Source organism: Klebsiella sp. HMSC25G12, assembly GCF_001807705.1.
Lineage (GTDB): Bacteria > Pseudomonadota > Gammaproteobacteria > Enterobacterales > Enterobacteriaceae > Klebsiella > Klebsiella variicola.
Genome location: NZ_KV789880.1, coordinates 46750 through 67059 on the forward strand (window position 1 = coordinate 46750; position 20310 = coordinate 67059).

Annotated in this window: 21 protein-coding genes and 1 riboswitch; of the genes, 6 read left to right on the forward strand and 15 right to left on the reverse strand. The window is 58.4% G+C overall.

All coding sequences use genetic code 11. The features are described from left to right. Nucleotides 1–36: 36 nt before the first annotated feature. Nucleotides 37–669 (reverse strand): LysE family translocator, encoded by a 633-nt coding sequence (locus tag HMPREF3096_RS11845; RefSeq protein ID WP_070544441.1) that lies wholly within the window; start codon nt 667–669, stop codon nt 37–39. A 17-nt stretch (nt 670–686) separates the two neighbouring features. Beyond that, a riboswitch (ZMP/ZTP riboswitch) is annotated at nt 687–766 on the reverse strand. Nucleotides 767–1107: 341 nt separating this feature from the next. Here HMPREF3096_RS11845 and katG point away from each other — a divergent pair. Beyond that, the gene (katG, locus tag HMPREF3096_RS11850) at nt 1108–3285 is read left to right on the forward strand and encodes a catalase/peroxidase HPI (protein WP_070544442.1); all 2178 of its coding nucleotides are present in this window, start codon (nt 1108–1110) and stop codon (nt 3283–3285) included. Between the two features lie 34 nt (nt 3286–3319). Here the strand turns inward: katG and zapE are convergent, their stop codons facing one another. Continuing rightward, complete coding sequence (gene zapE / locus HMPREF3096_RS11855; protein WP_070544443.1) at nt 3320–4381, reverse strand: cell division protein ZapE; 1062 nt, start codon at nt 4379–4381, stop codon at nt 3320–3322. Between the two features lie 262 nt (nt 4382–4643). Between zapE and HMPREF3096_RS11860 the strand changes: the two genes are divergently transcribed. Then, complete coding sequence (locus HMPREF3096_RS11860; protein ID WP_016161113.1) at nt 4644–6056, forward strand: MFS transporter; 1413 nt, start codon at nt 4644–4646, stop codon at nt 6054–6056. A 20-nt stretch (nt 6057–6076) separates the two neighbouring features. Here HMPREF3096_RS11860 and HMPREF3096_RS11865 read toward each other — a convergent pair whose 3' ends face one another. The 4 genes from HMPREF3096_RS11865 to HMPREF3096_RS11880 all read right to left on the reverse strand — a co-directional run bounded on the left by HMPREF3096_RS11865 (nt 6077) and on the right by HMPREF3096_RS11880 (nt 11831). Then, nucleotides 6077–6958: a LysR family transcriptional regulator gene (locus tag HMPREF3096_RS11865; RefSeq protein WP_012541629.1), complete on the reverse strand. Its 882-nt coding sequence runs from the start codon at nt 6956–6958 to the stop codon at nt 6077–6079. A 148-nt stretch (nt 6959–7106) separates the two neighbouring features. Beyond that, nucleotides 7107–9407: an FdhF/YdeP family oxidoreductase gene (locus HMPREF3096_RS11870; RefSeq protein WP_032700946.1), complete on the reverse strand. Its 2301-nt coding sequence runs from the start codon at nt 9405–9407 to the stop codon at nt 7107–7109. Nucleotides 9408–9728: 321 nt separating this feature from the next. After that, nucleotides 9729–10646 (reverse strand): bestrophin family protein, encoded by a 918-nt coding sequence (locus tag HMPREF3096_RS11875; RefSeq protein ID WP_012968132.1) that lies wholly within the window; start codon nt 10644–10646, stop codon nt 9729–9731. A gap of 231 nt (nt 10647–10877) precedes the next feature. Continuing rightward, on the reverse strand, nt 10878–11831 hold the full coding sequence (locus HMPREF3096_RS11880; protein ID WP_042947889.1) for a cation diffusion facilitator family transporter: 954 nt from the start codon (nt 11829–11831) through the stop codon (nt 10878–10880). A gap of 220 nt (nt 11832–12051) precedes the next feature. Between HMPREF3096_RS11880 and HMPREF3096_RS11885 the strand changes: the two genes are divergently transcribed. Beyond that, nucleotides 12052–12729 carry an ABC transporter substrate-binding protein gene (locus HMPREF3096_RS11885; protein WP_070544444.1) on the forward strand — a complete coding sequence of 226 codons (678 nt, stop codon included), beginning with the start codon at nt 12052–12054 and terminating at the stop codon, nt 12727–12729. A gap of 12 nt (nt 12730–12741) precedes the next feature. Here HMPREF3096_RS11885 and HMPREF3096_RS11890 read toward each other — a convergent pair whose 3' ends face one another. The 4 genes from HMPREF3096_RS11890 to HMPREF3096_RS11900 all read right to left on the reverse strand — a co-directional run bounded on the left by HMPREF3096_RS11890 (nt 12742) and on the right by HMPREF3096_RS11900 (nt 14826). Further along, the gene (locus HMPREF3096_RS11890; RefSeq protein WP_012541625.1) at nt 12742–13611 is read right to left on the reverse strand and encodes an oxygenase MpaB family protein; all 870 of its coding nucleotides are present in this window, start codon (nt 13609–13611) and stop codon (nt 12742–12744) included. A gap of 103 nt (nt 13612–13714) precedes the next feature. Beyond that, nucleotides 13715–14146, reverse strand: a complete 432-nt coding sequence (locus HMPREF3096_RS11895) for an OsmC family protein (RefSeq protein ID WP_008804765.1) — start codon at nt 14144–14146, stop codon at nt 13715–13717. Between the two features lie 113 nt (nt 14147–14259). Beyond that, nucleotides 14260–14406, reverse strand: coding sequence for a hypothetical protein (locus tag HMPREF3096_RS30890; protein WP_012541624.1), 147 nt, complete (start codon nt 14404–14406; stop codon nt 14260–14262). Nucleotides 14407–14421: 15 nt separating this feature from the next. Continuing rightward, nucleotides 14422–14826, reverse strand: a complete 405-nt coding sequence (locus HMPREF3096_RS11900) for a YdeI family stress tolerance OB fold protein (protein WP_008804764.1) — start codon at nt 14824–14826, stop codon at nt 14422–14424. A gap of 145 nt (nt 14827–14971) precedes the next feature. Here HMPREF3096_RS11900 and HMPREF3096_RS11905 point away from each other — a divergent pair, with 145 nt between their 5' ends. The 3 genes from HMPREF3096_RS11905 to HMPREF3096_RS11915 all read left to right on the forward strand — a co-directional run bounded on the left by HMPREF3096_RS11905 (nt 14972) and on the right by HMPREF3096_RS11915 (nt 17240). Next, nucleotides 14972–15475 (forward strand): hypothetical protein, encoded by a 504-nt coding sequence (locus tag HMPREF3096_RS11905; protein ID WP_023297676.1) that lies wholly within the window; start codon nt 14972–14974, stop codon nt 15473–15475. An 8-nt stretch (nt 15476–15483) separates the two neighbouring features. Next, on the forward strand, nt 15484–15930 hold the full coding sequence (locus HMPREF3096_RS11910; RefSeq protein ID WP_070544445.1) for a DUF421 domain-containing protein: 447 nt from the start codon (nt 15484–15486) through the stop codon (nt 15928–15930). Nucleotides 15931–16244: 314 nt separating this feature from the next. Continuing rightward, complete coding sequence (locus tag HMPREF3096_RS11915) at nt 16245–17240, forward strand: SDR family oxidoreductase (RefSeq protein ID WP_012968128.1); 996 nt, start codon at nt 16245–16247, stop codon at nt 17238–17240. Here HMPREF3096_RS11915 and HMPREF3096_RS11920 read toward each other — a convergent pair. From HMPREF3096_RS11920 to HMPREF3096_RS11940, 5 genes are all read right to left on the reverse strand, one after another. Then, entirely contained in the window at nt 17237–18862 is a 1626-nt protein-coding gene (locus HMPREF3096_RS11920; protein ID WP_070544446.1) for an alpha-amylase family protein, read from the reverse strand. The two genes, HMPREF3096_RS11915 and HMPREF3096_RS11920, sit on opposite strands and share 4 nt — an antisense overlap. 54 nt (nt 18863–18916) lie before the next feature. After that, a complete protein-coding gene (locus HMPREF3096_RS11925) occupies nt 18917–19099 on the reverse strand; it encodes a hypothetical protein (RefSeq protein ID WP_012968126.1) in 183 nt (60 codons plus the stop codon). A gap of 17 nt (nt 19100–19116) precedes the next feature. Beyond that, nucleotides 19117–19623, reverse strand: a complete 507-nt coding sequence (locus tag HMPREF3096_RS11930) for a ferritin-like domain-containing protein (protein WP_012968125.1) — start codon at nt 19621–19623, stop codon at nt 19117–19119. Between the two features lie 23 nt (nt 19624–19646). Continuing rightward, on the reverse strand, nt 19647–19862 hold the full coding sequence (locus HMPREF3096_RS11935) for a hypothetical protein (protein ID WP_008804758.1): 216 nt from the start codon (nt 19860–19862) through the stop codon (nt 19647–19649). Nucleotides 19863–20065: 203 nt separating this feature from the next. Continuing rightward, nucleotides 20066–20251 (reverse strand): con-10 family general stress protein, encoded by a 186-nt coding sequence (locus HMPREF3096_RS11940; protein ID WP_008804757.1) that lies wholly within the window; start codon nt 20249–20251, stop codon nt 20066–20068. Nucleotides 20252–20310: the final 59 nt, after the last annotated feature.

Consider the following 20310-nt stretch of genomic DNA (forward strand, 5'->3'; position numbering starts at 1 on the left):
GGGGACGGCTGGCATCTGTTTACACGATCAACCCGCTTATTTTCTGGCCTCAAAAGCGATCTTAACCGCCATTCCCGCCAGTACCGTCGCCATCAGCCAGCGTTGAAATTGTTGCCAGCCCGGCCGCCGACCAAGAAATAACGCCACCTGCCCGGCCAGCAAGATAATCATGCCGTTCACCGCCACGCTGATGATCACCTGGGTACAGCCTAATATTAACGACTGACTGAGCACGCTGCCGAGTCCAGGGGTGATAAACTGCGGCAGCAGGGACAGATACAGGATGGCAACTTTGGGGTTCGCCAGGCTGGTGAGGAATCCCATCAGAAACAGCTTACGCCCACTGTCCGCGGGTAAGTCGCGCACCGCAAATATCGGCCGCCCTCCCGGTTTGATCGCCTGCCACGCCAGATAGAGCAAATAAGCGACCCCGCATAAACGCAAGGCATCGTAGGCGTATGGGACCGCGAAAACCAACGCGGTGATGCCGAAAGCGGCACACAACATATAGAAGAAAAATCCCACGGCCACGCCGGCAAGGGAGATAAAGCCAGCGCGTTTTCCCTGGCAAATCGAACGCGAAGTGAGATACATCATGTTGGGGCCTGGGGTTAACACCAACCCCAGCGCCACCACGGCAAAGGCCATTAATGAAGCGAATTCAGGCATAACTTATCTCCAGCTATCGGTAATGCCCAGGCGCGCGGCGACGTCGACCATGCTCCCCGACAGTATTCTGTCTTCAGCGCCAGTCACATGGTGCCTAAGTATTAGCTTATTCTGTGTCCGCCAACAACCCCCGTACCGAACATTCGTTACGCTCGCGCAACGGACAGCCCTCATCCTTTTCTCGCAGGAAAATTGTCATATCTCAAACAATTAGCAATCCGGCTCCCTGATTGACGCAGATCGTTTCCTTTGCCGTCTCGTTACGTCTATGGTTAATGGTGAGGTTTATACTAACCGCCAGGTCTACCTGGTCATATAAGGGGATGTTTACCCTTCGTTGAACGGAATTAGCTATTAAATCTGTAGACTCATTCAAATATCGCTTATTGGTAGCAGTGTATATCGTAATGGCATTCACAAAAGCAAACGGAGCCTGATATGAGCACGTCTAACGACCCATCCAACAACGCATCCGCCGGAAAGTGCCCTTTCCACGCCGAGACGCCAAAACAGAGCGCCGGCAGCGGCACCGGCAACCGCGACTGGTGGCCTAACCAGCTGCGTGTCGATCTGCTGAACCAGCACTCCAGTCGTTCCAACCCGTTGGGTGAGGATTTTAACTACAGGGAAGAGTTTAAAAAGCTCGACTACTCCGCGCTGAAAGCTGACCTCAGAGCGTTGCTGACCGACTCGCAAGAGTGGTGGCCGGCAGACTGGGGTAGCTATATTGGCTTGTTTATTCGCATGGCCTGGCACGGCGCCGGCACCTACCGCACCGTTGACGGTCGCGGCGGCGCAGGCCGTGGGCAGCAGCGCTTTGCGCCGCTGAACTCCTGGCCAGACAACGTCAGTCTCGATAAAGCCCGTCGTCTGCTGTGGCCAGTAAAACAGAAATATGGCCAGAAAATCTCCTGGGCCGACCTTTACATGCTGGCGGGTAACGTCGCTCTGGAAAACGCCGGCTTCCGCACCTTTGGCTTTGGCGCCGGTCGTGAAGATGTTTGGGAACCGGATCTGGACGTCGACTGGGGCGATGAGAAAGAGTGGCTGGCCCACCGTCACCCGGAAAGCCTGGCCAAACAGGCCATCGGCGCCACCGAAATGGGGCTAATCTACGTCAACCCTGAAGGACCGAACGCCAGCGGCGAGCCGTTGTCCGCCGCAGCGGCCATTCGCGCCACCTTCGGCAATATGGCGATGGACGATGAAGAGATTGTCGCCCTGATCGCCGGCGGCCATACGCTGGGCAAAACCCACGGCGCCGCCGAAACCAGCCACGTCGGCGCCGAGCCGGAAGCCGCCCCACTGGAAGCGCAAGGCCTGGGCTGGCACTCCAGCTACGGCAGCGGCGCAGGTGCGGATGCCATCACCTCCGGTCTGGAAGTGGTCTGGACGCAGACGCCCACCCAGTGGAGCAACTACTTCTTCGAGAACCTGTTTAAATATGAATGGGTGCAGACCCGCAGCCCGGCTGGCGCTATCCAGTTCGAAGCCAAAGATGCGCCGGAAATTATCCCGGATCCGTTTAATCCGGGGAAAAAGCGCAAACCGACCATGCTGGTCACCGACCTGACCCTGCGCTTCGACCCGGAGTTTGAAAAGATCTCCCGCCGCTTCCTCAACGATCCGCAGGCCTTTAACGAGGCGTTTGCCCGGGCGTGGTTCAAGCTGACCCACCGTGATATGGGGCCAAAATCCCGTTACCTCGGTCCGGAAGTGCCGAAAGAAGATCTGATTTGGCAGGATCCGCTGCCGGCAGCGACTCATCAGCCGAGCGCTGAGGATATCGCCAGCCTGAAAACCGCCATCGCCGGCGCCGGCCTGTCGGTCAGTGAGCTGGTCTCGGTCGCCTGGGCTTCCGCCTCCACCTTCCGCGGCGGCGATAAGCGCGGCGGCGCCAACGGCGCACGCCTGGCCCTCGCTCCGCAGAAAGACTGGCCGGTCAATGCTATCGCCAGCCGGGTGCTGCCGACTCTGCAGGCGATCCAGCGCGCCTCCGGCAAAGCGTCGTTAGCCGATATCATCCTGCTGGCTGGCGTGGTCGGCGTTGAGCAGGCGGCCGCTGCCGCCGGCGTCAGCGTTAACGTGCCGTTTACCCCAGGCCGCGTCGACGCCCTGCCTGAGCAGACCGACGTCGAGTCGTTTGACCTGCTGCAGCCGCTGGCGGATGGCTTCCGCAACTATCGCCGTATCGAAGGCGGTGTCTCGACGGAAACGCTGCTGATCGATAAAGCCCAGCAGCTCACGCTAACCGCCCCGGAAATGACCGTGCTGGTCGGTGGCTTGCGCGTACTGGGCGCGAACTACGACGGCAGCAAACACGGGGTGTTCACCGACCGCGTCGGCGTGCTCAGCAATGACTTCTTCGTCAACCTGCTGGATATGGCCACCGTCTGGAAAGCGGCCGATGACCACGCGGAGCTGTTTACCGGCAGCGACCGTAAAACCGGCGAGGCGAAGTACAGCGCCACCCGCGTGGATCTGGTGTTTGGTTCCAACTCTGTACTGCGCGCGCTGGCGGAAGTATACGCCTGCGCCGACGGGCAGCAGAAGCTGGTGCATGACTTCGTCGCCGCCTGGACTAAGGTGATGAATCTCGACCGTTTCGATCTGTAATCCCCCCGCCCCGGCACCCGCCGGGGCGTTTTGCTTATACCGCCCGCGGCAACTGTTGCAGGCGACTCCGCGTACGCTGAATATCCTCCAGTTCCACCCCGGCCACCAGCGTCTCCAGATCGCAGCAGGTTACCAGCAGCAGGCGGATCTGCTTTTCATACAGCACATCGATCACGTTGATAAAGCGCTGCTGGGCCGCCGGCCCCACCGTAGCCAGCGGCGGCACCTCTTCCAGTAACCAGACCGTATAGCTTTCGCTGAGCGTCAGATAGTCCATCACCGCCGTGGCGGCCTGACAGAGCTGGGCAAAGGTGAAGTGGAGCAGAGTGGATGACGCCGTGGCAGCCAGCAGGGTGCGATAACCTACCGTCAGCGAAACCGGTTCGGCAGGTAACGACGGCAGGTCATACAGCTGACGCTGTTGTGTATTCGGATTAACCCACATCCGCCCGCTGCAGAAGGCATTATCGACGCTCAGATGACGCTGGCGATAATCCTCCTCACCGTTCAGCGCGACGACCGCCAGGTGGGCGCGGATCAGCGCGATCGACGGTAAAAAGCGATCGTGATACAGCGGATTGGGCAGCAGCATCTCCGGCGGATAGTTTGACGTCGCCAACAGCACAATACCGCGCTGAAAGAGATGCGCCAGTAAGACCTTGATCAGCATCGCGTCGCCAGGGTCGTGAAGATGAAATTCGTCGAAGCACAGCAGGCGACAGCCGGAAGTCATCTGCCTCATCACCGCCTGCAGGTCGGGCGCGCCGGGAGCATTCAGCCGCTGATGTAGCTCGCGGAAGAAGTGATGAAAATGGACCCGCCGCCGGGCGGCGAGCGGCAGGCTGGCAAAAAAGTGGTCGAGGATAAAACTTTTCCCCCGCCCGGTCCGCCCCCAGACGTACAGCCCCTGCGGCGTACCAGCCGCGGACAACAGCTGCTGGCCCAGAGCATCCAGGCGAGCGATCAGCGACAGCTGATCGTCATCGAGCGTCAGACGCGCCCGCGCCGCCTGCTCGGCCATCACACGGGTAAAGCGAAACTCAGTCGCCATCTCTGGCTGATCTGAATACGACGCCATACATCCCTCTTTTAACATTCTTATAACCTCCTGCGAGGAGGCCATTCTAGCCGCTTTCCTGCGGGTTGGCGAATCGCACAACGGGAAATACCGTCCGCGGTGATTTACTTCAATTCTTCGCCTGGCATGCGGCGTAAACTAGCATGAATCTCATTTTTCATGGTGTACCGCGATATCTTGCGCTAAAGATTGCAGCTAACGCGTAGGATTAAAAATATAAAACTATTAACAATCAATTAACATTAGCAGGCAAACCATTCATCCTGAGGAATACAACACCATGTCTACCACCCAGGTTCTCGGCGGCGCGCCTTATGCCTCGCCAGGACAACCGCACGCCAGCTTAACCGGACGCATTGATGCGCTGCCCGCCTCCTTCGGTTTATGGTCGTTTATCACCCTGCTCTCCCTCGGTGGCTTCTTCGAGCTCTACGACCTGTTCCAGACCGGGTATATCAGCGCAGGGCTGCTGGCCGACGGGATTTTCCACACCGGGCAGGCGGGGATATTCGGGATTGCCGATCAGGCGGCTTTTGCCTCCGCCACCTTTATGGGGCTGTTTATTGGCGCCAGTCTGTTGGCGCCGCTGGCGGACAGGCTGGGGCGACGTCTGACGTTTATGGTGGCGCTCGCCTGGTACGGCCTCTTTTCGCTGCTGATGGCGACGCAGAGCAGCGCGGAAGGGGTGATCTTTTTCCGCTTTCTGGTGGGGATCGGCCTCGGTATTGAGCTGGTGACCATTGACACCTATCTCAGCGAATGGATGCCAACCCATCTGCGCAATAAAGCGTTTGCTTTCGCTTTCTTCATCCAGTTCCTGTCGGTTCCGGCGGTGGCGCTGATGTCCTGGATGCTGGTGCCAACCACCCTCTTCGGCCTCAGCGGCTGGCGCTGGGTGATCATCTTTGGCGCGCTGTTCTCGCTGGCGATCTGGTTTATCCGCAAAAAGCTGCCAGAGTCAGCGCGCTGGCTGGAAAGCAAAGGGCGGCATGATGACGCGCATGCGGTGATGAGTGAGATGGAAGCCCGCTGTGGCGTGACGCCGTCGCCGAAGCATGCGCATGCGCATGCGGCACAGAGCGTCGTCAAACGCGGCACCTTCCGCGAAATCTGGGCGCCGCAGTATCGGCAGCGCACCCTGATGCTAATGGTGATGAACTTCTTCCAGGCGATCGGCTTCTTCGGCTTTGGCAACTGGCTGCCGGCGCTGCTCTCCGGTCAGGGGGCCAGCATCACTCACAGTCTGCTGTACGCCTTCTTTATCACCCTCGCCTATCCTCTGGGCTGCCTGTTCTGCACCCGCTTCGTGCATCGCTTTGAGAACAAGTGGCAAATTGTCCTCTCCGCGCTGATGACTGTCATCTTCGGGACCCTGTTCGCCCTGCAAAACAGCCCGATTCTGCTGGTGATCTGCGGGTTTATGATCACCTGGTCCAACGCCTGGCTGACCATCAGCTACCACGCCTACCAGGCCGAGGTGTTCCCGACCCATATTCGCGCCCGCGCCGTCGGCTTCTGCTACTCGTTCAGCCGGCTCTCCACCGCGGTGACCAGCATCCTGATCGGCATTATTCTGCAATACGCCGGCACGCCGGGGGTGATTAGCTTTATCGTCGTCAGTATGCTGATGGTGATGCTGTCGGTAGGGATCTTCGGCCCCAAAACGCGGGGTATTCGTCTGGAGAATATCTGAGGTTGTCGCAGGGACTGGCCTCAGCCAAAAATCCCCTGCGCCTCGGCGAAGCATTTTTCCGCCAGGGTTGATACCGGCTCCTGCTGGCGCATAATGAGCGCCAGCTGTGAATCGACCTGGGTTTCGGCGATCGGCAGAATTTCAAGATTATCGCTCAGCGCTTCGAGGCCGTTGTTGAGCGGCATAATCGCGCAGCAGATCCCCGCCTGCACCGCCTGGATAATCTGAAACGTCGAATCGCTTTCAAAAACATACTTCGGCGTTAGCCCTTTAGCCTTAAAGCTGATTTCAATGGATTCCCGGTAGTACATTCCCTTGGTCAGAAAACCGAGGGGCAACGTCGCCAGCGCCTCCCACCCCGGCGTCGCACCGCTGAAGTCGAAATGGCGTTTATCATGCAGGAGCCCCATCCGGGTTTGCGGCAACCGGGCGACCTTAAACAGGCGCTGGTCCAGATGCTGCAGATAGCAAATGCCCAGATCCAACTGGTTACGGCTGACGCCATCGATAATCTGCTCCGAGGTCATCGACAGCAGGCTAAACTGCAGCGCCGGGTATTTCTCCGCCAGCGGTTTAATCAGCTGCATCGGGTTCAGGCTCGCCAGCGGCACCATGCCGACCCGCAGCTGACCGACCATCTGCCCGCGACAGATCGCCGCCTCTGCCGCCAGACCATCATGGGCAGCCAGCACCGCCCGCGCCCAGGCCAGGATCCGCTCACCTTCCGGGGTAAACCCCTCAAAGCGCTGGCCGCGCTGAATAAGCGTCAGGTTCAGCTCCTCTTCCAGATTACGAATGCGCATGGAGAGGGTCGGCTGAGTAATATGGCAGGCCGCCGCCGCCTGGCCAAAATGGCGCGTCTGATCGAGCGCGATCAAATACTTGAGTTGCTTAATATCCATTCTCTTTCCCGTTTGAACCCCGCCGTTCACCCCCGGGGCCGCGCACAGGTTACCAGAATGTTAGTTTCAGTAGCGATAAATTCAAGCGAGGATATCACGAGGTGCTGTGGGGCGCAGGACGGCGCGATGCCGCCCTGCGCCCTGCTTTTTAGCGTACGCCGGCCAGCGGACGGATCTCTTTCGAGCGCAGCGTCAGACGAACGGGAACCGACTTATATGAAGGGGTGCCGCTCTCTTCATCCAGATAGTTCAGCGGCACCAGCACGTTGGCTTCCGGATAATAGGCCCCGACGGTGCCGGGCGCGATGCCGTAGGCTACCACCGTGATATCTTCCAGCGTCAGCTCGCTGTCTGGCAGCGCGGTATGAATATCTACCCGATCGCCATGTTCCAGCCCCTGGGCAGCCATGTCCTGTTCATTCATAAACAGCACGTCGCGGCGGCCAAAAACACCGCGGTAGCGGTCATCCATCGCGTAGATGGTGGTGTTGTACTGATCATGACTGCGCAGCGTCACTAAGCGCATCACATCTTCGCCCTCCACCACCACGTTCTCATGCACCCCTTTGAAGACGGAGAACATCGCTTTACCGGTGGCCGTTGGCCAGATGCGCTCGGTCGGCGGTAGCGGCATGCGGAAGCCCCCTGGATGACGAATACGCTGGTTATACTCCTCGAACCCCGGAATGGTCTGTTCGATCAGATCGCGAATGCGGTCGTAATCTTCCACCAGATACAGCCAGTCCACTTTGCTGGCCGGCAGAGTGGCCTTCGCCAGACCGGCGACAATCGCCGGCTCCGAGCGCAGCGTCGGCGAGGCGGGCTTAAGCTTGCCTGACGACGCATGCACCATCGACATCGAATCCTCGACAGTGATCGACTGCCGGCCGCTGGCCTGCAGGTCAAGCTCGGTGCGGCCCAGACACGGCAGAATAAAGGTCTCTTTCGCCGTCAGCAGGTGCGAGCGGTTGAGCTTGGTGCCGACGTGAACGCTAAGCTCAAGGCCGCGCATCGCCGGGAAGGCGCGTTCGTGATCCGGCATCGCCACAGCGAAGTTGCCCCCGAGGCAAATCAGGGCTTTGGCGTCGCCGGCGATCATGGCCTCCAGGGCCTTCACCGCATCGTGACCATGATGCCGCGGCGGCGTAATCCCCATCACCCGCTGCAGGCTGTCGAGGAAGGCCGCAGAGGGTTTTTCACTGATCCCGACGGTGCGGTTTCCCTGCACGTTTGAGTGGCCGCGCAGCGGACAGATGCCAGCGCCCGGCTTGCCGATGTTGCCGCGCATCAGCAGCAGGTCGGCAATCAGACGGACGTTGGAAGTGCCTTTATTATGCTGGGTAATACCCATGCCGTAGGTGACGATGGTGGCCCTGGATTTGGCGTAAGCCACGGCGACCTGGGTCAGGGATTCGCGCGTCAGGCCGGACTCCTGTTCGATATCCTGCCAGCGGGTGGCATGCAGATCCTCGGCGAAGGCAGAGAATCCCTGGGTATGCTGGGTAATAAACGCGTGGTCGAGCACATTGCCCTGCTCCTCCTCCAGCTGCAGCAGCGCTTTGGCGATCCCTTTCAGCGCCGCCGCGTCACCGCCGGCCCGCACCTGGTAGTAGGTCGAAGCGATCGGCGTCGAGCGCCGGGTCGCCATCTCCATCACGTTCTGCGGGTCGGCAAAACGCTCCAGCGCCCGCTCACGCAGCGGATTGAAAACGATAATCGGCACGCCGCGGCGGGAAAGCTCATGCAGGGTGCCCATCATCCGTGGGTGGTTGGTGCCCGGATTATGGCCGATGGAGATCACCAGCTCGGTCTGGTCAAAATCGTCGAGGGAGACGGTGCCTTTGCCAATCCCGATCGACTGCGGCAGGCCCACGCTGGTGGATTCGTGGCACATGTTGGAGCAGTCGGGGAAGTTGTTGGTGCCATACTCGCGGGCGTACAGCTGGAACAGCCACGCTGCCTCATTGGACGCCCGGCCAGAGGTATAGAACTCGACCTCATCAGGCTGCAGGCCGCGAAGGATCTCGCCGATGCGGGCGAAGGCCTGCTCCCACGCCACCGGACGCAGAGTATCGCTGGCGCGGTCGTAGACTAAAGGATGCGTTAAGCGGCCATAGCCCTCCAGTTCGAAATCGCTCTTCGCCAGCAGGGAGGTCACGGTGTTGGCCGCGAGGAACGCGGGCGTCACCCGTTTGGTGGTCGCTTCCCAGGTCACGGCTTTGGCGCCATTTTCGCAAAACTGAAAAGTGGATTTATGCTCTTTATCCGGCCAGGCGCAGCCCGGGCAGTCAAACCCATCCGGCTGGTTAGTTCGCAGCAGCGTGGCGGGCGCTTCGAAAGCATCCATCTGGGTACGCACAGCGATGGCCGTGGCCTTCAGGGCGCCCCACCCGCCTGCCGGGCCATCATAGGGGTGAACACCGGGCACCGCGCGTCTTTTATTGGTCATCTTTTAACTCCTGCTGCTCTGTTCTGGCCGCCGCAGCCTGAAAAAAGGCGTACGACGGCCCCGGGCGACGTGGCGTGGTTAGCACGGCGTCACCTGATTAGGATGCGGTTTCTCAAGGATAGTACGATGGGAAAGCGTAGGTACTGCGTTTGTTAACTGAATAATAACATACACCACAAATCTGTATAATTGATGTTATCTATCAGGTGTTAAATTTAACTTATTTGCAAATTTTCGCGGTTATCGTCGCTGTGCGCTGACGGATAAAAGACCCACGGGAAAGCGATGACCGGGCAGCGGAAACCGCCCGGTGGGTCTGATTCAGGTCAGATTGAAGTAACGGTCCGGACGCAGCGTCTCCGGCAGCGGATGCTGACCGGTCATGTCGAGCAGATTGCGCTCAATGGTATTGCACATGGCGTTCAGCGGCAGATCATTGGCGGCGGTACCGAAAGGATCTTCCAGCTCTTCCGCCAGCGAATCCCACGACAAAAAGGTGTAGGAGATAAACACCGAGACAAACGGCGTCATGTAGTGCAGATCGCCGACCAGCGCGAACGGCAGCAGCGTGCAGAACAGGTACACGGTGCGCTGCAGGATCAGGGTATAGGCGAATGGCACCGGGGTGGTCGCCAGCCTTTCACAACCGCCCAGCACGTGCGCCAGCTCATCGAGTTTGTTGTCCATCAGCCCGTAGGTGATGTCGCTGAGCTTGCCCGCCTCCCGCAGCTGGCCAATTTCGTTGCCGACCAGCAGCAGGATCCGGTTGGTGGGCATTGAGCTGGCGAGGATCTCCGCCACCTTGTCATCCGGCAGCAGCCGCCGCAGGTCAGCCGTCGGATCGGTTTTGCGCAGCTGGTGCTTCAGGCTCCAGCTAAAGGCCACCAGATAGCTGACGATGCGGCGATGGACATCGTGTTCGGCCGGCAGGATATTGCGCAACTGGCGTACCAGCGTACGTTCGGCGATAAGCACCGTCCCCCACAGATTGCGCGCTTCGACGAACCGGCTGTAGCTGGCGCTGTTGCGAAAGCCGAGAAAAATCGCAATCGCAATCCCCAGCAGGCTGAACGGCGCCACCGTTAAGTGGATCCCCAGCTGCTCGTACCATTGATAGCTGATAATGGCGATGATGGACATCAGCACATTAAGCAGCAGACGAAAGATGATTTTCGACAGCACGGAGCCGTGCCAGTCAAATAAGCGAAGAAACCAGTGTTGTTCTGGCCGAATGATCATTGTCTGACTTCCTGAATTACCGCTCTGGTCATTATCTCTGAATAAAGAATAGAGATTATCTATGAACCGATTGGTTTATTTTATCGTTAACTGCGATGGGCAGATCTTCGCCATTATTTAGCGATGGTAATGGCGTTTTTAGTATGTGCTTTTTTTATATTTCAGGCAATCGATGCGCCAGCAATTAAGGCTCAGGGAAAAAATAGCCGCTGAGCCAATAAAATTGCCGGTTCAGGACACCGGGTGCGCCAGGCCGCTTTTGTCAGCCCCGCCTAGCGCGCTGGCCGCGTCGCTGGGATCAAGATGCACCATTACGTTAAGCACCGGATGCTGCGCCAGGACCCGCTCCCGCGCCTGACGGGCAATCTGATGTCCCTCGGCTACCGACATCTCTCCCGCCACCTCGAGATGGACATCCACCAGCACCAGATCCCCCGCCTTACGGGTTTTCAAATCGTGCAGACCCGCCACGCCCGGCGTGGCCTGCAGCGTGCCGGCGATCGCCCGCTGCGTCTCTTCATCGACCGCGCGGTCCATTAAATCGTGCAGCGCCGTGGCGGCGAAACGATAGCCCATGCGGGTGATTAGCAGTCCCACCGCCAGCGCGGCAAGCGGATCGAACCAGGCGAACCCGGCCAGGTTACCGATAATCCCCAGCGCCACCACCAGAGATGACGCGGCATCGGAGCGGGCATGCCAGGCGTTGGCGATGAGCAGCGATGAATTCAGCCGCGTGGCGACCGCCAGCATATAGCGAAACAGCCCCTCCTTAACGGCCAGCGCCACCAGCGCCATCCACAGCGCCACGCTGTGCACCGCCGGAATCGTCTGCGGCTGCGCCAGGTGACCTGCCGCGGACCACAGCATGCCGACCCCGACCAGCACCAGGATCGCGCCGAGGATCAGCGAGGCGCCATTCTCGTAGCGCCAGTGTCCATAGTGGTGATCGTGGTCTGAGGGTCGACGGCTCTTTTTATTCGCCACCAGCACCACCCCATCGGCGACCAGATCGGAAAAAGAGTGCATTCCATCAGCAATCAACCCCTGGGAGCCAGAGAATATTCCCACCACAACCTGAAACACGGAAAGGAAAATATTGACCACCACGCTAATAAGGGTACTCTTTCGCGCCTGCACCGAACGCTCATGATATTTATTATCATTTTCAAAATTATGTTGTGTCATTATTTCTCTCCCTTTGTGAGCGGGAAGAATAAACTGACAAGCTGAGTTTATGCTTAACAATATAAAAGCCATTGCCTTTCCGTTTAACGATATCGGCGCTGTCGATTATTAATATATTCTGAAAGGGTGGCAGGACAGGTACAACCGCGCGCGGATGGGCTATCTTATGACTGGCCCGGCAGGTCGGGCCACTTTCTCTTCACCACCACAGGAGTCAGCGATGTCAGAGAACACCTCATCCCGGCTGCGTTTTGCCATTAACCTGGGCAACGCGGTCCTGGCCCATCTCGGGGAGACGGGGGAGCCCGCAGGTCTCACCGTCGAGCTTAGCCATCGGCTGGCGACGCGCTGGGGCGTCACCGCCGAGTTCGTCCCCTATCCTGCCGCCGGAAAAGTGGTGGCTGACGCCGGCGGTGATCACTGGGACATTGCGTTTCTGGCCATCGACCCGGCCCGGGAAGCGACCCTGCGTTTTACGCCTCCCTACATCACCATCCAGGGGACCGCGCTGGTGAGAGCCGATTCGGCCTGTCAGCGGGTGGCTGACATGGATCGCCCGGCAACCACCATTAACGTCGGGCAAAACGCCGCTTACGATCTGTGGTTAACCCGTCATCTGCAGCACGCCAGCCTGAATCGCCTTCCCTCCTCGCAGGAGGCCATCGACGCCTTCCTCGCCGGTGAAGGAGATATGGTCGCCGGTATCCGACAGCCGCTGGAGGCGACAGCCCGTCAGCACGCTGGGGTGCGGGTACTGGCGGATAATTTTACTGAGATCCAGCAGGCCATCTGCGTCGCCCGGGCGGATGTCGCTGGCTTCAACGCGGTGAATGACGCGCTCAGCGAGTGGCGGGCGGATGGCAGCCTGGAGGCACTGATTGCCCGACAGCTGGGCTAGGCGGAGTGACCTTCACTCCACTTGCATCCGGCGCATGGCGCAATGCCAGGCGCCGTTGCGTACCGAGGCACGGAGCACGCGGGCCACGCCATGCACCAGCAGGCGCGTCGTGCGCCGCTGCAGCGGCGTGAGCGACAGCCCCAGCATCTCCTGCGCCCATTCCGGCAGCAGATCGATCCCGGCGCGCATCATGACCTGACCCACCGGCTGGCTCAGCCTACCCGGCAGACGAGTAGAGAGCAGCACCTCGGCTACCTCCCGGGTACGTTCGTCACAGCGCAACTGCGGGCGCATCGCCTCGAGATAGTCCGCCACTTCCTGCGGCGTCTGAGGGATGTCCTGGGCCCCCAGCCGACGGGCGATTTCCGCCGACTCGCGGAAATAGTCCTCCTGGCGCTCGGCGCTGACTACTGTCCGCTTGTAGCGCAGGTGGGAGGCCATAAAGCGGCTGCACTCGGCGACGTGCACCCAGGTCAACAGCGCCGGATCGCTGGCCTGATAAGGCGTTCCGTCCTTATCCACCCCGCCGATCCGCTGATGGATCCCCTGCACTTTGGCGATGAGCCGCTCGGCGTCGGGGGTAGTGGCAAAGGTGGTGGCGGAAATAAACTGGCTGGTGCGGCGCAGGCGGCCAAAGATGTCCTCACGGAAACGGGAGTGATCCCAGACGCCGGCCAGCGCCAGGGGATGCAGCATCTGCAGCAGCAGCGCGCTGATGCCGCCGCAGAGCATCGAGGTAAAATCGCCGTGTACCTGCCAGATGGCCGACTGCGGACCAAAAAGCCCCGGCTCCCCTTTAGGCTGTTCAAAATCGATCTCTTTTAGCGCCATGCCGGTCAGGCCGAGCACCTGCGCCTCGATCATCCCGCGAATGCCGATCATGATGATGTCCCTTACGTGCAATTAAAGGACAAAAGATACCACTATTGGGCAGCGCAGGGAGAGATATCGGGAAAGGGTGCCCGCTGCGCGCGGGCACGACAGCTTACGGATTCAGCTGGTAGTCGAGAGTGATATTGGCTTTCAGCACCTGCGATACCGGGCAACCGGCCTTCGCTTTCTGAATGATCTCATCGAACGCCGCCGGCGCAACGTCCGGCAGAACAATCTGACTTTGCAGCGCGATGTCGGTTATCGCAAAGCCGCCGTCGGTTTTATTGAGGGTGACCACCGCCGTCGTGTCGATAGACGTTGCGGTATAGCCCTCTTCGCTGAGCATCAGCGACAGGGCCATTGAGAAACAGGCGGCATGCGCGGCGCCAATCAGCTCCTCAGGGTTAGTGCCTTTCACCCCTTCAAAACGGGTGTTAAAGCCGTAGGGCTGCTGGCTCAGCGCCCCGCTCTCTGTCGACACGGTGCCTTTGCCATGTTTCAGATCGCCTTCCCAGTGCGCCAGCCCTTTCTTATGAATCGCCATGTGACTCCTCCTGTGATGATGTCGAACAAAAAGTATAGTGCGTGATGCCGAACCTGCGCCTTTTCTGCGGCCTGGGCATCACTGTGCCCTTAAGGATCTCGTGGTCAGCCTCGCTAACGACCATCGTGTGGCTGATAAGGATCGGTTTTGTCGTCCTTGCTGTCGTCCCGTTTACGCGGCACTTCGCCATGCTCGGCAGGCGCCTCGCGCGCAGGATGTTTTCCGCCCTGCTCACCTTGCGGCTGAGATGTGTTACTCATATCGGCGTTCTCCGATTACTTAGGCGACTGCTTGAGCAGACGATCGACACGCACCACCGGCGGCGTCATTTTGCGATCGAGGCTACCGTTGATGCTGACCAGATCGTCAGGCTCTACGTGCTGTTCGTTAAACGCGGCGGCCGGAATGATGGCAGTGATGGTGCCGCTTTTATCGCGAAACTGATAACGGTCATTGTCCTGGCGGGTGAGCACATTACCGCGCAGTGAAATAGTCGCGCCATCGTGCATGGTTTTCGCCTGCTCAACGGTCATGATCCGGCCATCCTCGACGCCGCGATAGCCGTCATCGAGTTTGTGCGGCGGCGGCGGTGCGGCATCCTGACTAAAACCGCCCTTATCGTCCGCCTGTGCAATACCCACGGCGAGTACACAGGCCATAGCGAGCGCTAATTTTTTCATCATCCCTCCGTCATTTTACCGATGATTAGAATAAAGCCTGGCTGAGGCGATTCACTTTTACAAAGTCAATTGTTCTGATATCGACTAATATAAGAATGTCCTTATCGTTACGCTGTTGCCGAAACGAAACGCGGGGAAAATAATAATGATTAAGAATCAACAGGATTGTCCCATCGTTGACGAGAATGAACGAGCACTACGCTTCGAATATCGATTCCGGCGCTATGGGATAATTGTTCTGAGTCTCATCATTCTTACCGCGCTAAGCGGTCTGTGGTCCTCCGGTTATTTCAGTGAAGCGCACCGGGAAAGTGCCAAAGGTGAATTAAGCGTCGATTATCAGCGGTATGCCAGACTGATGAGTGAAACCGAAGTGAATATTCAGATTAAACCCGATGGAGGTAGTGAAAAAATTATCAGCTTCACCGCCCCGTTTTTATCGCGCTACCAGGTCGGTGATATCCGCCCGCAGCCGGATAAAATGTACAGTGCCGAGGGGAAATTATACCTCGTGTATCAGCAAGCGGCCAACCGCTCGCCGATGTCCGTGTGGTTATCCATTACCCCAAAAACAGCCGGCAATATTTCCCTGCAGGCGGCAGTGAACGATCGCGCGCCTGTCACCTGGAACCAGTTTGTCTATCCCTAGGAGTGGCTATGGAAATGGTCCTCAGAGCCGCAGCAATCTATTTTATCCTGTTGATTATTTTTAAGATTGCTGGCAGAAGAACGCTGATGCAGTTAACCAACTTTGATCTAATATTGCTGCTGATAATTAGCGAAGCCACGCAACAGGCGATGCTCAGCACAGACTATTCCGTCACCGGTTCGATGCTCACCATCGTCACCCTGGTGGGTGTTGATATTTTATTCGGCTATATTAAGAAACGCTTCTCGCAGGCGGAAAATTTCATTGATGGCAGCCCGGTTATTGTGGTGGAAAATGGTGCTGTCATCGACGAAAAGATAAAGCTCGTCAATATCTCTGTCGATGATATCCTGCTGGCAGCCAGGCAGCACCATGGGATCTATGCGCTCAAAGCGATCAAATTCGCTATCCTCGAGCGTAACGGCCAGATATCCATTATTCCTGAAAAGGAATAGTCTCAATTTTATTTATCGCGCTCCGGTTGTTTATCACCTGATTCGGGGGCGCGGGTGGCATCATCCTCTTCTTTTTCAACGCTAAGCATGTTTAATGTCACCATTTTTCCTCCTCGCGGGTTGACAGGGTTCTAACAGATTATAGAACGTCCTCGCCGATGCAGGCACGATCCAGCCAGCATCATCCGGATATGTCGTCTGATTCACACTGCGTATATTCCAGGATATTTCCCACCTCGTCATTGTCATTTGTGAGGAATAATTAACCGATCTGTGCAGTTAATATTGCGCTAGCCAAAAAAAATGAGGTCTCTATGTCTGTGATGGTAATTACCGGGGGAACCGCGGGGGCGGGCAAAGCCACCGCACTGCGTTTCGCTCGCGCAGGATACCACGTGGCGCTGATCGCCCGAGATGAGACGGGTCTGCAGGAAGCCCAGCAGGCCTGCGAACGATTTGGCATTAAAACGCTGGCCATTAGCGCCGACGTCGCCGATGCCGGGGCGCTGCAGCGCGCCGCCGCCGAGGTGGAAGCCACACTTGGCGCGATAGACGTTTGGATCAACAACGCCATGACCACCGTGCTGGCCCCCTTTCGTCAGATGAGCGAGGAGGAATTTCGCCGGGTGACGGAGGTGACCTATCTCGGCTATGTCAACGGCACCCGCGCGGCGCTGGAGGTGATGGCGCCCCGGGATCGGGGAGTGATTATTCAGGCCGGCTCGGCGCTGGCCTGGCGGTCGATTCCCCTGCAATCGGCCTACTGTGGAGCCAAGGCGGCGATCCGCGGCTTTACCGATGCCGTGCGTACCGAACTGATGCACGAGAAAAGCCACATCCAGTTGACCATGGTCCAGCTGCCGGGGATGAACACCGCCCAGTTTGGCTGGGCGCGGAATAAAATGGATCAGGCCATGCAGCCGGTGCCGCCGGTCTATCAGCCAGAAGTCGCCGCCGAGGCTATCTATAGCGTCATCCAGCGTCCGGTCAACGAACTGTGGGTCGGGAAAAGCACCATCCAGTCGATCCTCGGTCAGGTCTTCTTTCCTCGCCTGCTCGATCGGCTGATGGTGAAAAAGGCGTGGGAGGGACAGTTTACCGGCCAGCCGAAGCCGGCAGAGCATCAGGACGACCTGTTCACGCCGGTACGCGGCAATCACCCCGGACACGGCCCCTTTAACGATGGCGCACGGCGTAAAGCGGTGACCATTAGCGCCGATCTCCCGGGAAAAGTGGCTGCCGGCGTCGGGGTAGCGGTGGCGACGATGGCTCTGCGGGCGTTGTTCCGTCGTTCCGGGAAACGGCGTTAATCCAGGCTCCGGCTGAACCAGCGGTACCCATACCCGGAAAGCGCCAGCCGCGCATCTTTCCCGCCGTGTAGCCCATCCTGATAGAGCTTATCTTCCAGAATTGGGCTCCAGTAGCCCTCGGCCAGCGGCGGGAGCAGGACCTCTACCGCCTGCTGGCTGCAGTTCGCCAGCATCAGCACTTCCCGCGATTCGCTGCGATAGCACAGGCCCAGTACCGCAGCAGGCTTCACCGCGAGGATGGCGAAAGGAATGGAGCCCGGCTCGGTATATTCCGCCCGCGCCAGCACCATATTGCGCACCCGGTTCAGCAGCGATCGGGGGTGGCGCAGCGCTGCTTCGACATTGATCCGCTGGTAACGCCACCGCCCGCTGGCTATCGGTTTTACCGGCAGATCGTCCCGCGCCGCCCGGGAAAAGCCGCCGTTGGGCGCCGCCGACCACTGCATCGGCGTTCTGACCGCGTAGCGCTCCGGTAAGCTCAGATCGTCTCCCATGCCAATCTCGTCGCCATAGCGCATCACCGGCACGCCGGGCAGCGCCAGCAGGATCGCATGGGCCAGCGCCATGCGCCGGGTATCGCCATCCAGCATCGGCGCCAGTCGCCGGCGTACGCCACGCTGGTAAACGGACATGGATTTATCAGGGGCAAAGGTGCGGATAACCTGGCGTTTATTGCGTTCGCCGATCCCCTCGAGATCCAGTTCATCATGGTTACGCAGCCAGTTGACGAAGCAGCACCCGTCCGGCGGGGTCACCATCGCCTGCAGGGCTTTCACCACCGGCGCGGCGCGCTGCTGCGCCAGACTGAGATAGAGGTATTTGTTAAGCCAGAAATTGAGCACCATCTGCAGCCGATCGCCGTGGCCAAAATAATGGCGGTAATCTTCTACCGCAACGTCTACTTCACCCAGCAGTATCGCCTCGGGATTGAGGCGTTGAACGACCTGCCGGAGATGGGTCAGTAGCGGGTAGCCGCGCGCCTCGTCACCCTTCCCAGCCTGTTTCACCAGATGCGACGCGGCATCGAGGCGAAAACCTGACACCCCCGCCTGCAGCCAGAAGGTAATGATGTTTTCGATCTCAGCGATCACCGGCGGATGAGCAAGATTCAGATCCGGCTCATGACGATAAAACATGTGGCGATAGTATTGCCCGGCCTGTTCATCCCAGCGCCAGACGCTCTCCTCGACGCCGGGAAACATGGGGGGATCGTCCTTCTCCGGCGGCCTGTCGGCCCAAAGATAGTATGGCCGCCACGGTGAGCGGGGATCGCGTCGCGCCGCCTGAAACCACGGGTGCTGGGCGGAAGTGTGCTGGATCACCAGCTCAACAATCACCCGCAGCCCCAGCTCCCGGGCGCGGGCAATCAGCTCAATCACGTCGGCGATGGTGCCAAAGCGCGGATCGGGCTGCAGATGGTCGCTGATATCATAGCCATCATCCTGCAGAGGGGTGAGATAGAAAGGCGTCAGCCAGAGCACCGTCGCCCCGAGGCTGCGAATGTAATGTAGCTTTTGGCGAATACCGGCGAGATCGCCGTAGCCGTCACCGTTAGCGTCATAAAACAGTGAACTATCAACCTGATAAATGACCGCTCTGTGAAACCACTGTTCCCGTTGCATCACTATCACCTTGCTTATTCACCCTGACGGGTGGCCCGTCACTCGCCAGCAGATTCAGCGCGGTTTACGTCCGCCCCTCGCCGTCGGCCGGGGTTTAGCGACAGGCGATACGGTAGCGTGTTCCGCTGAAGGCGCCCGATTCGCCACCGCGTCCACCAGAGCCTGCTGTCTGGCGGTTAATTTCAGAGGAACCTGTTCCTCGACAGCATGGAGCGCGATCGTGTGGCGTTTAACCATAGTTTTTCTCCGGCGGCTTATTTTCCGGCCTCAACGCCAGGCAGATCGGCACGATGCAGAAATTGCCCGACGATCGTCGGCTGATGATGAAGCAGCCAGTCAGCCATGCCTCGCTCCTCCGCCAGCATCGCCTCCAGGGCGTGGATGGCATGGTGGTCGCCCACCCGTTTCGCCGCCGTCAATAAGGCGGTATAGCAGGCGACCTCGAATTGCGCAAAAACATAGGCCGTGATAATGACTTTAATGACCTCATCGCCGGGCAGCATCATCCCAATGGACTGGCCCAATGCGGCGACCCGGCTCATCGCATCCTGCAGCGCGGAGCGGGAAATATGATTACGGGCAATGATATCCTGCAGAGACGATAATTGCCGGCGGGTTTCATAGAGATGTTGTTCAAGACGCGTGCGCAGTGGCGGATAGTTCTCACTCCTTCTGATTGCGGCGATTAATATCACTTCGGCCTGTTTTTCCATCGCATGTGCATCGCGCAGCCAGTTATGGTAATTTTCAATATCCGTCATAAATACCTCTGATAACCAATCCTTTATTTGGATGTGGGATCTTCATTCTCTTCCGCCGCCTGATCCGCTCGCGCTGCGCTATATCCGGATAAATGCCCAACGATATTCGCATAGATGCTAATGAGAATGACCCACAGGACGCTGTTTTTCCACCAGATTAACGAGGGTATTGCCAGAATGACCCACATCACGGCGGCCACAAGATGGCAACGTTTAATCAATGCCGGTGTCAGTTTCATTTTTATTACCTGCTATGTTATAAATACTTAACCGTTAACCAGCATGTTGCCGATTCATTTACTCTTCGCGTATTGCCGATAAATAAATACGAGTATTCGACCAGATTTATTATTATCAGCCCATATAAACAGAAACCTGCGGACCGGCAGGCCCACAGGTTTTTTTTTCGGCGCCCTTTTTAAAGCGCCTCAGGCTTCAGTCATTAACTGTCACCGGCTTTACGACCACCGCCATGACTGTTCTTACCACCCTTTTTACCGGCTTCGGATGCACGTTCAGGATCATTTTTAAAGTTCCCGCCGCTGTGCTGTCCGCCTTTACGCCCGGCTTCGGATGCTTTTTCACGATCTTCTGCAAAGTTACCTGAACCGCCTCTATGCTCTGCCATAATTTCACCTTTTAGGTTTACTCGATCTCGGTTGGTAAATGGAAAATGACCCTGTTACA

What these genes read in the sequence shown, in the direction of transcription:
- HMPREF3096_RS11845 (WP_070544441.1), bottom strand. Translation starts at nt 669, where the DNA reads ATGCCTGAATTCGCTTCATTAATGGCCTTTGCCGTGGTGGCGCTGGGG.
- katG (WP_070544442.1), top strand. Translation starts at nt 1,108, where the DNA reads ATGAGCACGTCTAACGACCCATCCAACAACGCATCCGCCGGAAAGTGC.
- zapE (WP_070544443.1), bottom strand. Translation starts at nt 4,381, where the DNA reads ATGTTAAAAGAGGGATGTATGGCGTCGTATTCAGATCAGCCAGAGATG.
- HMPREF3096_RS11860 (WP_016161113.1), top strand. Translation starts at nt 4,644, where the DNA reads ATGTCTACCACCCAGGTTCTCGGCGGCGCGCCTTATGCCTCGCCAGGA.
- HMPREF3096_RS11865 (WP_012541629.1), bottom strand. Translation starts at nt 6,958, where the DNA reads ATGGATATTAAGCAACTCAAGTATTTGATCGCGCTCGATCAGACGCGC.
- HMPREF3096_RS11870 (WP_032700946.1), bottom strand. Translation starts at nt 9,407, where the DNA reads ATGACCAATAAAAGACGCGCGGTGCCCGGTGTTCACCCCTATGATGGC.
- HMPREF3096_RS11875 (WP_012968132.1), bottom strand. Translation starts at nt 10,646, where the DNA reads ATGATCATTCGGCCAGAACAACACTGGTTTCTTCGCTTATTTGACTGG.
- HMPREF3096_RS11880 (WP_042947889.1), bottom strand. Translation starts at nt 11,831, where the DNA reads ATGACACAACATAATTTTGAAAATGATAATAAATATCATGAGCGTTCG.
- HMPREF3096_RS11885 (WP_070544444.1), top strand. Translation starts at nt 12,052, where the DNA reads ATGTCAGAGAACACCTCATCCCGGCTGCGTTTTGCCATTAACCTGGGC.
- HMPREF3096_RS11890 (WP_012541625.1), bottom strand. Translation starts at nt 13,611, where the DNA reads ATGATCGGCATTCGCGGGATGATCGAGGCGCAGGTGCTCGGCCTGACC.
- HMPREF3096_RS11895 (WP_008804765.1), bottom strand. Translation starts at nt 14,146, where the DNA reads ATGGCGATTCATAAGAAAGGGCTGGCGCACTGGGAAGGCGATCTGAAA.
- HMPREF3096_RS30890 (WP_012541624.1), bottom strand. Translation starts at nt 14,406, where the DNA reads ATGAGTAACACATCTCAGCCGCAAGGTGAGCAGGGCGGAAAACATCCT.
- HMPREF3096_RS11900 (WP_008804764.1), bottom strand. Translation starts at nt 14,826, where the DNA reads ATGAAAAAATTAGCGCTCGCTATGGCCTGTGTACTCGCCGTGGGTATT.
- HMPREF3096_RS11905 (WP_023297676.1), top strand. Translation starts at nt 14,972, where the DNA reads ATGATTAAGAATCAACAGGATTGTCCCATCGTTGACGAGAATGAACGA.
- HMPREF3096_RS11910 (WP_070544445.1), top strand. Translation starts at nt 15,484, where the DNA reads ATGGAAATGGTCCTCAGAGCCGCAGCAATCTATTTTATCCTGTTGATT.
- HMPREF3096_RS11915 (WP_012968128.1), top strand. Translation starts at nt 16,245, where the DNA reads ATGTCTGTGATGGTAATTACCGGGGGAACCGCGGGGGCGGGCAAAGCC.
- HMPREF3096_RS11920 (WP_070544446.1), bottom strand. Translation starts at nt 18,862, where the DNA reads ATGCAACGGGAACAGTGGTTTCACAGAGCGGTCATTTATCAGGTTGAT.
- HMPREF3096_RS11925 (WP_012968126.1), bottom strand. Translation starts at nt 19,099, where the DNA reads ATGGTTAAACGCCACACGATCGCGCTCCATGCTGTCGAGGAACAGGTT.
- HMPREF3096_RS11930 (WP_012968125.1), bottom strand. Translation starts at nt 19,623, where the DNA reads ATGACGGATATTGAAAATTACCATAACTGGCTGCGCGATGCACATGCG.
- HMPREF3096_RS11935 (WP_008804758.1), bottom strand. Translation starts at nt 19,862, where the DNA reads ATGAAACTGACACCGGCATTGATTAAACGTTGCCATCTTGTGGCCGCC.
- HMPREF3096_RS11940 (WP_008804757.1), bottom strand. Translation starts at nt 20,251, where the DNA reads ATGGCAGAGCATAGAGGCGGTTCAGGTAACTTTGCAGAAGATCGTGAA.